Consider the following 18,233-nt stretch of genomic DNA (forward strand, 5'->3'; position numbering starts at 1 on the left):
GGGTCGCCGGTTGGGATAAGCTGGACGCTCCGCAGATAGGGCGCATTCGCACGCAGACAGTATCATCACCCTGCCCCGGTCGCCGGCGCCGAACGGCTACCAGACAGTGCTGTCGGAGGCGGCGCGCACCAGCGATGAAGCGCTTCTGCGCCTGCTGATCGAGCGTGGCGCAGATGTGCGGAGCGCCGGGGTTCTGGCGCTAATGAATACCAACCGGGCGGGTTGCGCGAAGTGTCTTGAGATGCTGGCGGCGGGCGCGGATCGCCGGACGTTGATTCAGGCCTCGGCACTGCTGTCGCGGCGGCAACGAACTGGGGGGCGATGGCGCTGGCCTTAACACTGACCGCAGAAAGCAAGTAGATCAACCGCCAGGACGCCAAGAACGCCAAGAGGACACGAAGGTCTTCTTGGCGTTCTTGGCGTCCTGGCGGTTCAAATTCCTTCTGTTGCCGCGCCGCGCGTGCGTTTGCTACTATTCTTCGCTCCGAGAACAACTCCAAAATATCAGGTTGTCATTCGACATGAATCAAAGATTTCGTTTCATTACGTTTGCCCTGCTGCTGGTGGCAGTCGTCGCCTGCAACTCAAAGCCGAACGACAACAGCGCGCTCAAGAACGCCGCGCCTGTAACCCCCGCCGCGCCCGCGACGCCTGCGCCTGCGACGCCACCGGCGCAGGGCGGCGAGCCGGAAACGGCCACCATGGAAGTCAACAAAGCCGTGATGGTCACCGAAGAGCTCGACCTCGGCAAGCCTGTGCCTTCGATCCCGCAGGGCCTGGCGCAGATCGAGCGCCGTTACCGACCGGATGATGGCGTCGGTCGCACCTTCGCCGTGCTTGACGCCTACGGCGAGCCGACGCCCGACGGCAAGCTGCACATCTCCATGCATGTCAGCAGCGAAAAGCCAGGGCTAGCCGAGCTGGTCTTCAAGCCGACGGGCCGCGTGCTATGGCGTGCGCGCATCATGCCGAGCAGCGAAGGCGGCAAGCAGAAGAACCTGACCATCATGATCGATGATGGCACCGGCACCGGTAAGACCTTTCTGGTTGACGGCTCGAAAAATCCGCCGTCGGTGCTCGATGCCGGCATCAACGGTCGCCCGCAGCTTGTCAAAGACGTCTGGCCGGATGGCGCCGAGCGCGAAGTGACCTTCGTCTATAGCGCCTGCGGCTGTCCGGTCAAAGCGATGGTGCGACGCGTCGGTGACCGCACCGTGCGCACCAAGGATTTGCCGGTGCTGTTCCCCGACGACCCGCAGGCGGTGGCGGTGATCTCGCACCTCATGCGCTGGCAATGACTTCGGTAAAGGAAACCCTTAGTGGATTTCATTCGGGAGTAGCGCAATCTGTTAGATTGCGCATTGGCTCACGCAATCTAACAGATTGCGCTACAGGGCAGTAGGAAATGGCTCAGACCCACAAGAAAAAGAAGAAGCCGTCGGTCGCGCCGTCGGTTGCCGCGCCGACTGCTGACGTGGCGCAGCCAAAGCCAACCTCCGCGCGGCAAGCGCGCCGCGAGCGCGCCTTTGAAAGCAAACGGCAGCAGCGCCAGGAGTGGCTGCTACTGGGCGGTGTGCTGCTGATCACGGCATTCGCTTTTTTCAACTCGCTCGACGGCCAGTTCGTCTATGACGACCGCCTGCAAATTGTCCGCAACCCGACGATCACGCGGCTCTCGAACATTCCCCGCATGTTCGTGCAGAGCGTCTGGCAGTTCCTCAACGAAGCCGACAAAGCCGCCGCCGGCCCATATTATCGCCCGCTCTTCAACATCGCGCTGATCCTCAACTACGCCTTCTTCGGATTGCAAAGCTTCGGCTGGCATCTCTTCTCGCTGCTGGTTCATCTGGGCGTCGTCTTGCTGGTCTACCGGCTGGCGCGGCAGTGGTCGCTCGGCCGCGAGACGGCGCTTGCCGCGGCTCTGTTATTCGGCTTACACCCGGCGCACAGCGAATCGGTCGCCTGGATCGCGGCGCTGCCCGACCCGCTGGCCGCCGTCTTTATGATCTCGGCGCTGCTGCTTTACGAGCGGCATTATCACGGCGAGCGCCGCAGCAAGGTGACGCTCGGCTTCAGCATCCTTCTGGCTTTCTGCGCCATGTTGAGCAAAGAGGTGGCCATCGTCTTCCCGCTTTTCCTCGCCGCCCGCGAGCTGCTTGATCGCGCACCGGGCGAGCCGCTGGTCAAGGCAGCGGTACAGGCCGTGCGGCGCGCCGCGCCTTACTTTGCGGTGATCGTGCTCTACATCGTTCTGCGCTACCTGGTGCTTGGGTTCGTGCGGCAAGACGACGTGACCTCCGCGCAGTTTACGCAGTTGAATGTTTTGCTGACGATTCCCTCGGTGCTGCTCGGTTATGCGCGGATGCTGTTTGCGCCCTACCCGCTGGCCGTGGTCTATGGCAACAAGTATGTCGAATCCGCCGCCGACCCGCGCTTCTGGGGCGCGGCGCTGGCGGTCGCAGCAGGGCTCGGCGCTGCCGTGTGGCTGGTGCGCCGTTCGGCGACGGGCCGGCGGGCGCTGGCCTTGACGATTCTCTTCATTCTGCCGGTGCTCAACCTGAAAGCCTTTCGCCCGCAGGAATCGTTGCTGCACGACCGCTATTTGTACCTGCCGTCGGTCGGCTTTTGCATCCTGATGGCGATGGCGATTGACTGGCTGGCGTCGCGGTCGGCAGCGCGGCGGCGGCAAATCTTTGCCGGCGCAATCGCGGTCGCGGCGCTGGCGCTGTTCGTGCTGACTTTTAATCAAAACCTGACGTGGCAGAGCGAAGCGGCGATGACCGATAACGCCCTGCGCGTGACGCCGCGCTGGCCCTTCATGCACAACTACATCGGCGCTTACGCCTTCGAGCAGCAGCGTTACACGGACGCCGAGCGGGCTTACCTTGAAGCGTTGAATGACGAGCCGAACTACTATGACTCGCTCTCGAACCTCGGCGACGTTTACCGCATGCAGGGCAGGCTCGACGACGCCGAAAAGATGTATTTGAAAGCCATCGCCGCGGGCGCGCCGTATGCCGACACGCACTATAATCTCGGCGTCGTCTACACCGCGCAGGGGCGCTTGCCTGAAGCCGAGCAGGCGCTATTGAAAGCGCTTGAGATCGAGCCGTCGAAGACCGATGCGCGTTACAACCTCGGCTGGGTCTACGACAATCAGGGCAAGGCGCAACAGGCCGAGCAAGCCTACAGCGAAACGCTCGCTTATAAGCCGAGCTACCCGGAGCCGCGCATCAATCTTGGCGTGCTGCTGACCAAGCAAGGGCGCTACAAAGAGGCGCTCGATCAACTGGTCACGGCGCAGCGTTACGCGCCCGACCATCCGATCATGCTTTACGCGCTCGGCGATGTGTATTACCGGCTGGGTCGCTACGACGAAGCCATCACGACCTTCAACCAGTTGACGCGCCGCGAGCCGCAACACCGCCTGGTCTACACGGCGCTTGGACTGTGCTATGAAGGCAAAGGCGATAAAGCGCAGGCGCGGCAGAATTATCAGCGCGCCATCGAAGTCGCGCCCGCGGACGCCTATACCAACACGGCGCGCGAGCACCTGGCGAAGCTTTAATACGAACACAAGGAGAACCGACTATGCCGCGAATCGTGCGATGCGGACTCATCCAGGCCGCCAACAACGAGCCTGTTGAAAGCCCGCTTGAAAAAATCAAGCAGGCCATGATCGATAAGCATGTCGCGATGATCGAAGACGCCGCGCGCCAGGGCGTGCAGATCATCTGCCTGCAAGAGCTATTCTACGGCCCATACTTTTGTGCGGAGCAGAACCCGCACTGGTACGACCTGACCGAGCGCATCCCCGGCGGCCCGACGACGCGGCTGATGCAAGAGCTGGCGCGCACACACCGCATGGCGATGGTCGTGCCGATTTATGAAGAAGAGATGACCGGCGTTTATTACAACACCGCGGCGGTCATTGATGCGGACGGCAGCTATCTGGGCAAGTACCGCAAGACGCACATCCCGCATTGTCTGCCGGGCTTCTGGGAGAAGTTCTACTTCACGCCGGGCAATCTCGGCTTCCCGACCTTCGAAACCAAGTATGCGCGCATCGGCGTCTACATTTGCTATGACCGCCACTTTCCCGAAGGCGCGCGGGCGCTGGGGCTGAACGGCGCCGAGATTGTCTTCATCCCGTCGGCAACGACGAAAGGTCATGCGGATTACTTATGGGAATTGGAGCAGCGCGCCCATGCGGTGGCCAACGGCTATTTCGTCGGCACGATCAACCGCGTCGGGCGGGAAGCGCCCTGGAACATCGGCGAGTTCTTCGGCTCGTCCTACTTCGCGAATCCTGATGGGCGCATCCTGGCGAAAGGCAGCGAAGACCGCGACGAGCTGATTGTCGCCGACCTTGACCTGGACGAGATTAAAGAAGTGCGTACCCACTGGCAATTCTACCGCGACCGTAGGCCCGATATGTACGGCCCGCTCAGCAGCAACAAAGCCTGAGCGGGCCATCGCGCCTCGCTCAATAATGGAAGCGATAGCGCAGCTCGACGTAGACCTGGCGCGGCTCCATGAAGTGTCTGCCGCCGAACGTCTCGCTGTTATCGAGCAGGAAACGATTGTCCGCGACGTTCACCGCGTGAACCGCCGCCGACCAGCTTTCGCTGAACGTCTTGCCCGCCGATAGGTCAAACGTCGCGTGTCCGGGCAAATGATCCGGCCCCTCGCCATTCAGGAACCCTGAGCCGTAATGCACGCTTGCCGCTAGATAGCTGCGGCGCGGCAGCACCACGTCGCCGCCAACGTTCAGCGTGTGACGCTGGTCGTGATCGAGAAAGAAAGTCTCGTCGCCCGGCTCGAAATCCGTCAGGCCGCCGGTCGCCGCGCCGCGCCCTTCGATGCGCTGGTGCGAGTAAGTCAGATAAGCATGGCCATGCTTGAAGGCGCTCGGCGTATGGACGGTCAATTCGACGCCGCGAATGCGTACCCGGTCAATCGTCAGCGGCACGAAGATGTTCGACTCGCCAATCGCGCTGTGATCGAAGAAATTCTTCACATGAGTTCGGAAGTAACCGCCATCCACCAGCCAGCCTTTGAAGGGAATGGCCAGCCCAAACTGCTGTTCTTCGTCGCGCTCGCCGTGCAGCGGCAGAAACGCGAAGCCCTCGTCGGCAATCAGTTCGAGTAGCGGCCCGGAGACCGTCGCCAGCGGCGGCGCTTGATAGTAGCGCCCATAAAAGCCGCGCAAGACCCAGTTCAAGCGCGGCAGCCGAACCGCCGCGCCGAGTCGTGGGCTGGCGACGTTTTCCGTAAGCGCGCCGGCAAAGTGCGTGAAGCGCAGTCCGCCCGTCAGCGTCAGCCAGTCGGCGGGCTTATATTGATCTTCGGCAAACACGACTTCCTGATGGCCCGAAGGCTTGATGCGCTCGGCCAGCGGCGGGCGCTCGCCGCCGGTCGTCTGCAAGCCGAAGAAATGATCGTCGCGCTGGTCGAAGCCATAGAAGCCGGCTTTGGCGGCGTGGCGGCGCGTCAAGGCGCTGAAGGTGAGCTGCGCGCCGGCATACTGCGAGCGGCGTCGCTCTTGCGGAATCACCGGCGTGTCTGTGCTGCCGCCGATAAAGTCGGCGCGGTTGAAGTGATAGAAAGGCGAAACCGTCAGCAGCAGCCTGGAATTGATCGTGCGCACCCAGGAGAAATTCACAAACGCATCGCGCTCGCGTTCCGTGTCGCGCTGGCCCGCGGCCTGCGCCTCAGGGTCGTTCGGCACTTCGTAATGATCGCCGCGCAGCGCGCCGACCAGTCGCAGTTGATCGCGCGGCGTGGCGTCGTAGACCAGGGATGCGAAGCCGCCCAGTCCGTGCGCTTCGTCATGCAAGACTTCGGCGGTCGGCGCCTGAAGACCGAAGTCGCTGTGGTTGCCATTGACGCTGGCGTAATAGGCGAAGCGTTTGGTGTGGCTGCCGAAGTTGATCTGATCGTTGGTCTGGTGGTAATTGCCATAGCTCAACACCAGCTCGGCTTCGCGGTGGCGCTCGAATCCTGTGCGCGGCACGATGTTGAAGATGCCATAAGTGCGGTCGCCGTATTCGGCGGAATAGCCGCCGCGCTGGACCTCCAGGTAATCGATGTCTTTAGGATCGAACTGCAAGCCGACATTGCTGGCGATGTTGGTGTTGGCGACCGGCACGCCATCCACCAGCCATGTCACTTGATGGCCGCCGCGGATGTGCAACTGGTCGTGCGTCGTGTACGCGCCGGGCACGAAATTACTGATCATTGTCAGGCTGTTGCTGCGGTCGGCTCCGGGCGTGCGGGCGATCTGCTCGCGGTTGACCAGCGTCGTCGGCGTGACCGATTCGGCGGCTACCTGTTCAGGATTGGCCGTGACGTTGATCTGCTGTGACAGCGGCGCGACTTCTAATTGAATCTCAACCGTGGGCGCGCTGCCGGAAATCACCGTGACCGGCTGCTCGATGGCGTGAAAGCCTTTGGCCTCGATAGTCAGCAGGTACTCGCCCAGCGGGATGGCGCGAAAGAAGAACTCGCCGCGGTCGCTGGTCTGTGCGCGTTGAGAAAAATCCGAGGTGCGCGAGCGCAGCGTCACCGTCGCGCCCGCAATCACTTGCTGCCGCGGGTCGCGCACGACGCCGCGCACATCACCAAAGATCGATGCCAGCGTCTGCAAGGGACAGATCAGAATAAGAACGATCAAATAACAGGCCACTCTCCTGCGCATAGTCTCTCCATTATCAAACGATGATCCTGCGGCAAAGCCATTGTCAGCCGGCACCCCTCCGCAGGCAGGATAATGTGACTGCACGGGCGAGGCCATAAAGCCCTGCCCTCGGCAGCCCGCCGAGCGAACATTCATTCGCGAGAATTACGCGGCTTGACGGATGGAGAGGGGCGGCGGCGCACGCGGCGCGGCGCTGGCGCTGGCGGTCGCTTGCGTCCGTGCGCCACTCAGGGGCATCTGGCTAAACGACGCGGCGACAAATTCGATTCGATGGTCAGTAGAGCGGAGCGCCTGGCGTTTTAAAAAAGTGGAAGAGGCCGATGGCGCGGCGCAGCCTTCCGGGCAAGGGGCGGCGATTTCCGTGGCGGCGAGGCGCGGCCTGCCGTCAGCCGCCCGCCCTTCGACGAAGGCATGACGTGGCGTGCAGCAGCAATGGCCTTTCTCGACGCAACAGGCCATCGCGCAGACATCAACAGACGAGCTGCCGGCAAGCGCCACAGGCGCGGCCATTGCGCCGAACAGCAGGGCCAGCGTCGCCCAGAGCGCCCGCCAGCTTGCATATCGGTTTTGCCGCTTTGCCGTCATGGCTCGCTATGTTACCTCAAATCCAATCGCCTCGCCATGCAATGGAGCGCATCATTGCCGATTGGCGTTTCGCCGAAGTCGCGTTATGCTATGCGCGAATCGGCTTCGAATCATATCGTCAGCCGGGCGGATCGCCAGATGTGGAGCAAGCGACAACTCATCAAGCTCGCGGCGCGGTTGCTGCTGCTGGTTACGACGGCTGGCGCAGTGATGGCGCAGGCCACAGGGCGCGCGCCGGCCTCCGGTGAAACGATGGACACGGTTTATCTCAATCACTTCTTCCTGACGCTCGACACCGAAAGTTATAAAGCGATTGAATCGTCGCCATTCCTGCGCGACGCCTTCGCGCCGTTCGAGCAGCGCACCACTGTGCGTAAGGACATGACCTATACCGGTAGTTATTTTTATGGCGCCCATACCTACTTCGAATTTTTCGAAGCCGGGGGCAGCCTGGGCCGCAGCGTAGGAGCGAGCGGCGTCGCCTTTGGCGTCGAGGCAGCGGGCGCCAGCCTGCGCTTGAAGCCGCGCCTCGAAAAGACGCTTGCCCTGCCGGTCGCCATAATCCCCGTCACCAGGCGCACGGGCGACCGCGACGTAGACTGGTTCTACATGACGAACGCCGGGCAAGCCTCGCCGCTGCTGCAAACCTGGGTGATGGAATACCGCGAACATTTTCTCGATGACTGGTACGGCGACCTTAAGCCGACGACGCGCGGCATCACCCGCGCCGAGGTTCTTGAACGCTACGCCGCCAAGATCGGCGAAGACGATCACCGCCGACAGAAGCTCCTCGAAGATGTGAAAGAGATCACGCTCGCTCTGCCCGAAGCCGAACGCCGCCACCTGATTAAGATGTGCGCGGCGTTCGGCTACCGCGTAGTCGCCGGCGAGATGCGATGCGAGGGGCCGGGCATCGCCTTCATCTTTGTCGAGCCGAAAGCCGAGACGCGCGGCATCATTGCCGTAAAGTTCTCGCTGCGTCACGCGAAGACCGGAGAGCAACGCTACCGCTTCGACAAGACCGCCTTGCAATTCAACGCCGACCGCACCGCCATCTGGACGTTTAGCGATTAATCACACCCTTCAGGAGCAAACGCATCTCGCTTATCACGGGCGCGAGCGCTGTAGTTTTTTCCACAACTTGGCCGCCGCCTGTTGCGCCCGTTCGTACAGCGCCGCTTCCGGGTAAGCCGCCCGGCGGTCGCGAATGATGAAACGTCCCGCGACCATGACGCTCTCGATCATCGCTGAGCTCATGCCAAACATGAAATGCCCGGCGAGGTTTTCAGCCGTGAGCGGCGTCGGCCTGCGATAGTCCATCACCACAAGATCGGCCGCAGCATTTTCGTCGAGCGTTCCCATCTCGACGCCGAAAGTTTGCGAGGCCAGCCGCTGATTGTTCGCCAGCACCGACAGCCAGTCGCCCGCGCCACGCGGCAGCCGCGCGTCGCTGCCTTTGAAGAAAGCGAAGCGCGCTTCGTCGAACATATCCGCGCCGATGCCATCCGTGCCCATCACGACGCGCTCGCCGAACTCAGCGACCGGCGCATAGCCGACCTGGTTATTCATGTTCGAGCGCGGATTGTGGGCAAACCATGCGCCGGCATGGCGGGCGATGCGGATGTCGCGTTTGCTCAGGTGTACGCCGTGCGCCAGAATCGTTTGATCGTTCAAGGCGTCGAAACGGGCCAGCCGTTCGACCACACCCAGGCCATAGTTTGCCCGCGCGTGTACCACGTCATAGCCATCTTCTGCGACGTGGATGTGCAATCCCGCGCCGGTTTCTCGGATCATCTCGGCGCAGGCGGCCAACGCTTCATCAGACAGCGTGAAGGAAGCGTGCGCGCCAACCAGGGCGCGAAACTGACGGTCGGAACGGGTCGCCGTCGATGCTTGCCCCGGCGCGTTCGTCCAGCGCGCGAAGTCGCGTGTTTCGTTGATGCCAGCCATGCGCTTGCGGGCGCCGCCGCGGTCGGTGATCTCGTAACAGAGTGCGCCGCGCAGACCGATGGCGGCCATGGCTTCCTGCACGATGCTGAGCGAGCCTTTGATGTGCGAAGGCGAGGCGTGATGATCGAACAGGCAGGTCGTGCCGGCGCGCGCCGCATCCATTGCGCCGGCGACGGCGCTCCAATAGATCGTCTCTTCATCGAGCGCGCGATCCAGCCGCCACCAGACCAGCTCAAGAATCTCGCGAAAGTTCGCAGGCACACGCGGCGGCGCGGGCATGCCACGCGCCAGCGCCGAATACAGATGGGTGTGGGCGCAGACCATGCCGGGAAGCAGGAGCTTGCCGCTCAGGTCAATCACTTCATCATCGGCGCTGGCGCGCAAGCGTGTGCCGCGTTTGACGATGCGACCATCCCGTATGCGCAGGTCGGCGCGCTCGACCGCGGCTGGCGCCAGCCTCAACAGGGTTGCGGATTTCAGCAGGTAACTTTTGGGCGGATGTGGGCTCATAGGAATGATCGTTTCAGCCGCGCGCAAACAACTCGATGAACTCGTCTAAATCGGGACGCACGCGCAGCGGCTCGCTCACGGCGCGGCGCGCTGACTCGATGTCTTTCAAGCCGTTGCCGGTAATCACCAGCAGCACGCGCTCGTCGGCGGCCACTGTGCCGGCGTCACAGAGCTTCACCAATCCCGCGAAACTGGCTGTAGCAGCCGGTTCTGCGAACACGCCGGTGGCGCGCGCAAGCCTGGCCATGGCGGCAAGCATCTCGTCGTCTGTGACTTTGACCCCGCAGCCGCCCGACTCGCGAATCGCCCGCACAGCGGCGCGCCCGTCGCGCGGCTGACCGACGTTGATGCTGTCGGCAATCGTGTGCGCCGCGCCGTTGCGCACCACGCCATCCGAATTCGCGGCGTCAACGATGGCCGGCGCGGCCGCCGCCTGCACGCCGATCAGTTGCGGCAATCGGTCAATGAAGCCGAGGCGGTGAAAATCATTGAAGCCTTTCCACAGTCCGCTAATGATGTTGCCATCGCCGACGCTGACCAGAATTTTGTCGGGCACCTGCCAGTCGAGCTGCTCGCAGATTTCCAGCGCCGCCGTCTTCTTGCCTTCGCGCGTGTAGGGGTTGAAGCCTGTGCTGCGTTGATACCAGTTGAAGCGAGCGGCGGCGGCAAGGCAGAGGTCGTACGCTTGGTCATAGGTGCCTTCGACCAGCACCACTCTGGCGCCGTAGATGACCAGTTGCGCGACCTTGGCCGCGGGCGCGGAGGCCGGCACGAAGATGACCGAGCGCATCCCCGTGCTGGCGCACATTCCTGCGAGCGCGCTGCCGGCGTTGCCCGACGAGGCGGTGGTAATGATAGAGGCTTGCGCTTCGACGGCTTTGACGACGGCGAGCGCGCTTGGCCGATCTTTGAATGAAGCGGTCGGGTTGCGCCCGTCGTCTTTGATGAAGAGCTGTTTGATCGATAGCTCGGCGGCGAGCGGCGGGCAATCGTAGAGCGGCGTCCAGCCGACGGCGAGCGGCGGCACAGGTGACGAATCAGCTACTGGCAAGAGCGGGCGGTAGCGCCACATCGAGAAGTCGTGATTTGCCGCCAGCCGCGCTTTCGTCAGTCGCGCGCCGACCGCGTCATAATCATAAAGCACGTCGAGATTGCCGCCGCACGCGGCGCAGACGTATTCAACTTCATCCCGGCGAAACTGCCGCCCACATTCAAAGCATCTGAAGCCAATTAGGTTGCTCATGCTGGTCTGAGACTCAAGGAGGCAGGAGGCAGGAAGCAGGAGGCAGGAAGCAGTAACGGAAAGAATGAGCCTTTGTCTTTGAGATTGCAACATTAGGCTTGAAGGATGCTAAATCGTTCGTCACCTCCTGCCTCCTGCTTCCTGCCTCCTGCCTCCTACTCAATGATTTCCCACGTGCTTTGATATTTGTCCAACTGCTCGCGTGTGTAGTCGTCCACCGGGTGCTCGCGCACGGGCGACTCGACATGCTTGGGCGAGCCGCATAGCTCGGTCGAGAAGTAACGCTGGCCCGTGTCACAGATCATGGTGACGATGCGCCGCATCTTCGGGTGCCGCTTGGCCACCTTGATCGCCGCGACGACATTCGCGCCCGACGAGATGCCGCAGAAGATGCCTTCTTCTCGCGCCAGCCGCCGCGCCATAGTGATCGCTTCTTCGGAAGTGATCGTGACGACGCCGCTCAGCAGGCTGAGATCGAGGTCGCGCGGCACAAAGCCGTCGCCGATGCCTTCGATCTTGTGCTCGCCCCACTCGCGGCGGGAGAGCAGCGGGCATTCGGCAGGCTCGCCGGCATAGAGCTTCACACCTTTCTTCCGCTCGCGCAGGTAGCGGCCAATGCCTGTGAGCTGGCCGCCGGTGCCTTGCGTGGCGACATAGGCGTTAATCTTGCCGCGCGTCTGTTCCCAGATTTCCGGGCCGGTCGTCTTGTAATGCGCCTTGATGTTATTGGGGTTGTCGAACTGCGACGGCATCCAGTATTTCGCGGGGTCTTGCTGGCGTATCTCTTCAAGCCGTTGCAAGGCGAGATCAACGTCAGACTCGCCGCCCGGCGTATAGACCATTTCGGTGCCGTAAGCTACGGCCATCTTCTTGCGCTCCTCGCTCATGCCCTCGGGCATGACGATGACGCACGGGTAGCCTTTAACCGCGGCGACAAACGAGCAGGCGATGCCGGCGTTGCCGGTCGAGCATTCCAGTATCGTCATGCCTTTTTTCAGGTCGCCGCGGCGCTCGGCCTTTTCGATCATGTTCAGGTAGATGCGATCCTTGAGCGATCCCGAAGGGCTGAAGTATTCGAGCTTGACGCAGATTTCCGGCTCAACCTCGGCGGTGACGCGGTTCAGGCGCACCATCGGCGTGTAGCCGATGCGGTCGAGAATTGATTTGGCGGTTTTGCGATTGCGGTCCCATTTGAGCATAAGCCGTCCGCTTGCGGGTTCCTTTCTCTGTCGGTCGCGCTGCTTGCTTCAGGAGCTGCTTTCGGCGCTACTCTAGCAGACGGAGGCGCGGACTGCCTAGGCGGATTATTTGACGGATCAGGTGATTGGGGCGCGGCTCACGGGCCGGCCTGCTTGACGGCGAAGCTCTGCGAGCCGACGGTGATGATGCCTTTTCGTCCCCCCGCGCCGGTGTTGGCGGCGACCGTATAGGTGACCTGGCCATTGCCGATGCCGCAACAGACTGAGGTGATAGTGATCCAGCTCACATTGCTCTCAGCCTGCCAGCTGCAATGCGCCTGCGTAGAGACATTGATGCCGCCGCCGCCGCCCTGCGCCGCGACCGTCGTGTAAGACGGGGCAATCGCGTAGGCGCAATCGGCCTCTATATTGCCCGCCTGTTCAATCGTAAAGGTTCTGCCGGCGACGCTGATCGTTCCTGCGCGCGGGCTGCCGGCAAAGTTGTCTCTGACGATGTAGGTGACTTCGCCGTCGCCGTTGCCGCTCGCCGTCTTGAGCATGATCCAGGGGTCGGTCGTTTGCGCCGTCCAGTGAATCCCCGGCGTCGCGCTGACCTGGATGCGCCCTTCGTCGCCTGACTCCTCAAAGGCCGCGCCGACCGGGGCGATCACCGGCAGCAGGCCGTAAACATGAAGCTGGCCCGAAAAGGTCGGCACGTAGACTTTGCCGTTGGCGATGGTCGGCGGGTTGAACTTGGCAAAGCTGCCGATGTCGTCGCGCGCCGCGTTCTGCTTGCTGTTCCACAACTCTCTTGAAAGGTCTGTGGCGTCGAAAGCCCGCAGGATGCCCGGCACCGTCTGTCCGTTGGCATCGCCGCTATAAGCGCACAGCGCCCAGACGATGCCGCTGCCCGCCTGGATGCCGTTGGCCGTTAAAGACAGCGGCGCCGAGTTCGAGTAACCGAAGACGCCCGCAAACGTGCTTTGCGATGCCGGCGTTGTCTCGAACAGGCCGTCGATCAGGCGGTAGGCTTTCAAGTGATCGCCCGCGCCCCATAAATAAATCTGCGGCCCGTCGCCGCCGTTCCAGTAGATCGGCGCGCCCATGAAAAGCGAGCTCGTCGCCGAGAACTCCTGCATATTCGCATTGTGATCCGCGGAGTAGTGGCCGAGGTTGTTGCGGTCGAACAGCCGCAGCACATGATCTTTGCCGACGATCAACAGCAGGTTGGTTCCCGGCAACACCAGCGGCCCGCCGGCCCCCAGATCAATGTCGTAAAGGTTCTTCGGCGCGACCGCCTTGCCGACCCTTGCTGGCTTCTGCCACTTGAGCTGATCAACGTTGTAAGGGACGAACCAGTCGGCGACGGTCAGCCCTCCCATGCCGTTCAGCTTGATGACGGCGTTGCCGTAACTGCGGCCCCCCTGATCTACGTCGAACGAGCCGTTGCCCGTTACCAGATAGATATTGCCTGTGGGGTCGGCGGCCAGCCCTTGCCCGCCCTGCCAGATGGCGGCTTCGGCGCCGTCGGGCGTCGTGTTGAAGACCGCTACCTGCTGCAAGGTCGTCGCGTCGTAGCCGAGCACCCAGCCGTGATAGGGGTCGGCGTCGCCGTGCGAGCCAAAGGCGATGTAAACCACATTGTTGAGCAGCAGCAGACCGGGGCGGTTCAACTGGTGCAGGTGATCCAGGGCGACCATGCCGTTTTTGCTGCCGCTGCCGGTGCCAGGGACACTGGCGTTGATCTCAATCGGGCCGCCGAATTTCTCGCCGCCGGTCGCCAGATCAAGCGCGTGCAACTGGTGGTGATAAGTGGCGGTTGCGACCTCCTTGGTCTTAGCCACGACGTAGATCGTGTTGCTCGCCGCATCGATCACTGGCGTCGCGGTGATGCCGATTTCAGGGGTGAGGTCGTGATAGCCCGGAAAGATGTCGTCGCTCGGCATCGGCACGCCGAGGTTGATCTGCCAGTAAGGCGAGGCGGCGTCCGAATCGTCCGCGTCAAAGGCATAAACGTTGTTGCTCTCGGTGGCGACGTAGACGATGTTGCGCGCGCCGACGCCCGGCAGGTTGACGTTTGTGGCGACGAGCGGCTGCGCATAAATGTAGCCGCTGACCGTGCGCGTAAAGAGCTTGCCGAACTGATTGACCTCGACATTGGCCGTCGTCAGCGTCGTCTCCAGCAGGTTAGCGCCGGTGCGCTGGCGGTCGTTGTGATGAGTCAGGACGCTCACAGGCGTCGCGGCGGCCGAGCGCGGCAGGGGCCCGCGTGGGTTGGCGGCGCGGCCCAGGTCGAACAGGCCGCCGGCGAGGGTGACAATCAGCGTGAGACAGACGACCGCAAGCGATCTGGCTCGATTCATTCCTTGTAACCTCTGCGGAGCGTTTTGTTGTGTCTACGGTTTAGACGCCGGGCACACGAGAAAGTCGGGACAAATTCTGGACACGGGGGCGAACGGTTCGGCGAGCCAAGTATCGCAAACGACGGGCCGGCAGCGCAACATTCCGTCGCCGGCGCGCCGCCGGAGTTTGCCGGGTGGTTGCGCGCGGCGACCGCGGCGGCTTATGATGCGCAGACGCTTTGACGGTTCGGAGGATCACCTGGCAATGAAACGCTTCCTCGGTTTGGCCATGGCGCTGGTTTGGCTGACGCTCGTGCCGGCGCCGGCGCGCGACACCTACACGCGCGTTCCGGCCATTGACGCCCTGGATTACCGCATACGGCTTGAGCTGCAAGAGGCCGGTGCTCAGATTCGCGGCGACACCGAAATTCTCTTCGCCATCAACGAAGAAAACCTGAAAAGCATCACGCTCGATTTTGCAGACCTCGCGGTTGATGCGGTGAGCGTCGGCGACCGCGCCGCGACGTTTACGCAAGCGGGCGACCGGCTCACGGTACAGCTCGCGGATGCGTATCATCGGGGTGAGCAGTGCCGCGTCCGCCTGCGCTATCACGGCTCGCCGAAAGACGGCCTGTTTATCAAGGCCAACAAATTCGGCGACCGCGCGGCGTTTGCCGACAACTGGCCGAACCGCGCCCACCACTGGTTCCCCGCCATAGATCATCCTTACGACAAAGCGACGGTCGAATTCTTCGTCACCGCGCCGGCGCGCTACGACGTGATTGCCAACGGCGCGCTCATCGAAACGACGAACAATCAGGATGGCACGCGGCTGACGCACTGGCGCGAAGCCACGCCCATTCCGACTTACTGCATGGTGATTGGCGCGACCGAGTTCGCTGTCATCAACGCCGGCACGTGGAACGGCACGCGGCTGACTTATTACCTCTACCCGAAAGACCGCGTGGGCGGCTTGAAAGACTTTGGCCGCGCCTTGCGGATGCTGGCGTTTTACGAAAACCTGATCGGCCCTTACCCGTTCGAGAAGCTGGCGCTGGTCGAATCTTCGACGCGCTTTGGCGGCATGGAGAATTCGAGTGCCATCTTCTTTGACGAAAAAGCCTTCAACGGCAGCGGCAAGCTGGAAAAGACGGTGGCCCACGAAATCGCTCACCAGTGGTTTGGCGATTCGGTGACCGAAAGCGATTGGCACCACCTGTGGCTGAGTGAAGGCTTTGCGACCTACTTTGAAAAGCTGTTCTTCGAGCATGCCGAGGGGCGCGAGCGATTCGTCCGCGAGATGCTCGACGACAAAGCGGCTTACCTGCAAGCCTACGGCAGCAACCCGCGCCCGATTTATGATCCGAGCCTCACCGACCTGTTCGCGCTGTTGAATGCGAATAACTATCAGAAGGGCGGCTGGGTCTTGCATATGCTGCGGCACCTGATGGGCGATCAGAAATTCTTCGCGGGGATACGCGACTACTACCGCGCTTATCGAGACCGCAATGCGCTGACCGCAGACTTTCAGAGCGCCATGGAGCGCGCCGCCGGCCGCGAGCTCGACTGGTTTTTCAAGCAATGGATCTACGGCGCGGGCTATCCGGTCTATGATGCGGCGTGGCACTGGGACAATGGCGAGTTGCGGCTGCGCATCACGCAGAAGCAGGCGGCGCTTTTTCAGATGCCTGTGGAAATCGAATTCGCCGCAGACAACAAAGCGCGGCGCGAGACCGTCGAAGTCAAGGAGCGCGAGCAGACCTTCACGTTCAAGCTTGACCGCAAGCCGCCGCGCGTCGTGATCGATCCCGACGAATGGCTGCTCAAGGTTGCGACATTGAAAGAAGAATAGGAGAGCAGGGAAATGCGAGCTTCGTTAATGAGATTGCGAGTGATGATGTTAGTCCTGTTTGCCTTGATTGTTGCCGCGCCATCGCTGGCGCAAGCCGTCGCCGTACCCGCACGCACGCCGGATGTGGTGATCCGCGAGTTTTATCAGTGGTACGTTCACGCGCTCAATCAAGAAAAAGACCCGCTGACCGGCGAGCGTCCTGTGATGCGCAAGTATGTGACGGCGCGCTTGATCGCGGCGATTGACCGCATGGCGAAAGGGCCGGACGGGCTGGACGGCGATTACTTTATTGACGCGCAGGACTGGGACAAGGATTGGGAGAAGAACATCACGGTGTCGAACGTCGTCGTCAAGACGACCATTGCGACGGCGAAGGTCGCGCTCACCGGCCCGCAGATGAGCCGCCACCTGCAACTGACGCTCAAGCAGGAAGCCGGCACGTGGAAGGTTGATCGCGTCAAAGGGCTGGATAATTAAAGCGGCTGTCGCGCAAGGCGGTTAGCTTGCAGCTTGGGAGCGCGGGCGTCTCGCCCGCCGCTTCGCGCAAGCGCAAGACCGGCGGGCGAGACGCCCGCGCTCCCAGGTCTCACTCAATCACTGCCGAGCCGCCTCAGGTATTTCGCCAGCACCGTGCCAGTCACCGTGCGGCGATAATACTCGGTCGAGCGCAGGTCGGTGATGGGCGAGACTTCGCCGGCAATCGCCGCTTGCGCTCGCTTGATGAGGTCGGGTGAGATCGTTTGTCCCGTAAGCAGGGCTTCGGTCTGGGGCGCGCGAATGACGGTCGGCGCGACGCTGCCGATGGCGATGCGAATCGCTTCGATCACCCTCCCGCTTGCCTGGGCGCGGGCCGCCATCACGACTTTCGAGATGGCCTGGGCGCGCCGCGTGCCGACTTTGAAGAAGAAATCGCGCTCGCCCGCCGTCAGCTTCGGCAAGCGCACGGCGACCAGTAGCTCGTCTGCCGCCAGCACCGTCTGGCGATAGCCCGTGTAAAACGTGTTGAACGCCACGCGCCGCCCGCCGCGAATACTGCCAATCTCCAGCTCGGCATCATAAGCCGCCAGCACCGGTAAGCTATCGCCTGCCGGCGAGCCGTTGACGATATTGCCGCCAAGCGTGCCGCGATTTTGAATCTGCACTGCGCCGATGGTGCGCGATGCCGCGATCAGTGACGGGGCATGCGCTTGGATGAGCGGTGAGCGGATCAATTCAGTGTAAGTCGTCAGCGCGCCGATGCGCAGGTTGTCGCCTTCGTCGCTGATGCCGCGCAATTCGCCGACGCGCCAGATGTCGAGAAAGCTCGCCGCGGCGAGCTGCTGCGCGTTCATCAAGACCATCAGGTCGGTGCCCCCGGCGATCACCCGCACACGGCTGCCTTGCTCGGCCAACACGGCGTAAGCTTCGGCGAGCGTTTCAACTGAATAAGCGGTCGGGGTTTCGGTCATAAGCCATCACGCAAGCGGGCGAGCGTCATTCCTGAACGTCTGTGTCCAGGTCAACCATCAGCCGCACGTTGCCACAGGCGCTGCACACTTCGGCTTCGACGAAGCGCTCTTCTTCGGTGTCGTCGAAGTAGACGGTGATCTCGCGGTCGGCAAACAGCGCCGCCCGGCGCATCATGCCGCCGCAAACGTTGCACGGCTGATGCGCGACTGCCGCGCCATTGGCCGCGCTCGCATTCGATTCGTCGTCACCCTCATCGTCATCGGCTTCAGCCGATTCGGTGAGTTGGCGCGCGTCGAGTTCTTCGCGGGCGAACTGCACGGCTTCGGCGCGGTACTCGCGACGATCTTTGCCGACCATGCGCCACAACTCGGCGTCGCTCATCCGCGTCACGCGCTCGCGGAGTTCTCGTAATTCGTCATCCATT

Annotated in this window: 14 protein-coding genes; 6 read left to right on the plus strand and 8 right to left on the minus strand. The window is 62.3% G+C overall.

Features of this window, described 5'->3' with window-relative positions:
- The first annotated feature begins 521 nt into the window (after nucleotides 1-521).
- From VJ464_16585 to VJ464_16595, 3 genes are all read left to right on the plus strand, one after another.
- On the plus strand, nucleotides 522-1,298 hold the full coding sequence (locus VJ464_16585) for a hypothetical protein (GenBank protein ID HKQ06753.1): 777 nt from the start codon (nucleotides 522-524) through the stop codon (nucleotides 1,296-1,298).
- Between the two features lie 107 nt (nucleotides 1,299-1,405).
- Nucleotides 1,406-3,568 (plus strand): tetratricopeptide repeat protein, encoded by a 2,163-nt coding sequence (locus tag VJ464_16590; GenBank protein HKQ06754.1) that lies wholly within the window; start codon nucleotides 1,406-1,408, stop codon nucleotides 3,566-3,568.
- A 23-nt stretch (nucleotides 3,569-3,591) separates the two neighbouring features.
- On the plus strand, nucleotides 3,592-4,467 hold the full coding sequence (locus VJ464_16595; GenBank protein ID HKQ06755.1) for a nitrilase-related carbon-nitrogen hydrolase: 876 nt from the start codon (nucleotides 3,592-3,594) through the stop codon (nucleotides 4,465-4,467).
- Nucleotides 4,468-4,486: 19 nt separating this feature from the next.
- On the opposite strand, the gene VJ464_16600 is transcribed toward VJ464_16595, so the two are convergent.
- Together VJ464_16600 and VJ464_16605 are read right to left on the minus strand one after the other, a co-directional pair.
- Nucleotides 4,487-6,700 carry a TonB-dependent receptor gene (locus VJ464_16600; GenBank protein ID HKQ06756.1) on the minus strand — a complete coding sequence of 738 codons (2,214 nt, stop codon included), beginning with the start codon at nucleotides 6,698-6,700 and terminating at the stop codon, nucleotides 4,487-4,489.
- 144 nt (nucleotides 6,701-6,844) lie between these two features.
- Nucleotides 6,845-7,285, minus strand: a complete 441-nt coding sequence (locus VJ464_16605; GenBank protein HKQ06757.1) for a hypothetical protein — start codon at nucleotides 7,283-7,285, stop codon at nucleotides 6,845-6,847.
- Between the two features lie 54 nt (nucleotides 7,286-7,339).
- On the opposite strand from VJ464_16605, the gene VJ464_16610 reads away from it, so the two are divergent.
- The gene (locus VJ464_16610; GenBank protein HKQ06758.1) at nucleotides 7,340-8,359 is read left to right on the plus strand and encodes a DUF5829 family protein; all 1,020 of its coding nucleotides are present in this window, start codon (nucleotides 7,340-7,342) and stop codon (nucleotides 8,357-8,359) included.
- A 33-nt stretch (nucleotides 8,360-8,392) separates the two neighbouring features.
- Here the strand turns inward: VJ464_16610 and ssnA are convergent, their stop codons facing one another.
- From ssnA to VJ464_16630, 4 genes are all read right to left on the minus strand, one after another.
- Nucleotides 8,393-9,745, minus strand: a complete 1,353-nt coding sequence (ssnA, locus tag VJ464_16615; GenBank protein HKQ06759.1) for a putative aminohydrolase SsnA — start codon at nucleotides 9,743-9,745, stop codon at nucleotides 8,393-8,395.
- Between the two features lie 13 nt (nucleotides 9,746-9,758).
- On the minus strand, nucleotides 9,759-10,988 hold the full coding sequence (locus VJ464_16620) for a threonine synthase (protein HKQ06760.1): 1,230 nt from the start codon (nucleotides 10,986-10,988) through the stop codon (nucleotides 9,759-9,761).
- Nucleotides 10,989-11,143: 155 nt separating this feature from the next.
- Complete coding sequence (gene cysK, locus VJ464_16625) at nucleotides 11,144-12,187, minus strand: cysteine synthase A (protein ID HKQ06761.1); 1,044 nt, start codon at nucleotides 12,185-12,187, stop codon at nucleotides 11,144-11,146.
- 137 nt (nucleotides 12,188-12,324) lie between these two features.
- Entirely contained in the window at nucleotides 12,325-14,529 is a 2,205-nt protein-coding gene (locus VJ464_16630; protein HKQ06762.1) for a BACON domain-containing protein, read from the minus strand.
- 244 nt (nucleotides 14,530-14,773) lie between these two features.
- Here VJ464_16630 and VJ464_16635 point away from each other — a divergent pair, with 244 nt between their 5' ends.
- Together VJ464_16635 and VJ464_16640 are read left to right on the plus strand one after the other, a co-directional pair.
- Nucleotides 14,774-16,360 (plus strand): M1 family aminopeptidase, encoded by a 1,587-nt coding sequence (locus VJ464_16635; protein ID HKQ06763.1) that lies wholly within the window; start codon nucleotides 14,774-14,776, stop codon nucleotides 16,358-16,360.
- Between the two features lie 42 nt (nucleotides 16,361-16,402).
- Nucleotides 16,403-16,837 (plus strand): DUF3828 domain-containing protein, encoded by a 435-nt coding sequence (locus VJ464_16640; GenBank protein HKQ06764.1) that lies wholly within the window; start codon nucleotides 16,403-16,405, stop codon nucleotides 16,835-16,837.
- Nucleotides 16,838-16,950: 113 nt separating this feature from the next.
- Here VJ464_16640 and VJ464_16645 read toward each other — a convergent pair whose 3' ends face one another.
- Nucleotides 16,951-17,808, minus strand: coding sequence for a xanthine dehydrogenase family protein subunit M (locus VJ464_16645; GenBank protein HKQ06765.1), 858 nt, complete (start codon nucleotides 17,806-17,808; stop codon nucleotides 16,951-16,953).
- A 25-nt stretch (nucleotides 17,809-17,833) separates the two neighbouring features.
- Nucleotides 17,834-18,232 carry a hypothetical protein gene (locus tag VJ464_16650; protein HKQ06766.1) on the minus strand — a complete coding sequence of 133 codons (399 nt, stop codon included), beginning with the start codon at nucleotides 18,230-18,232 and terminating at the stop codon, nucleotides 17,834-17,836.
- Nucleotide 18,233 lies beyond the last annotated feature (1 nt).

This window comes from Blastocatellia bacterium (assembly GCA_035275065.1).
In the GTDB taxonomy this organism is placed as follows: domain Bacteria; phylum Acidobacteriota; class Blastocatellia; order UBA7656; family UBA7656; genus DATENM01.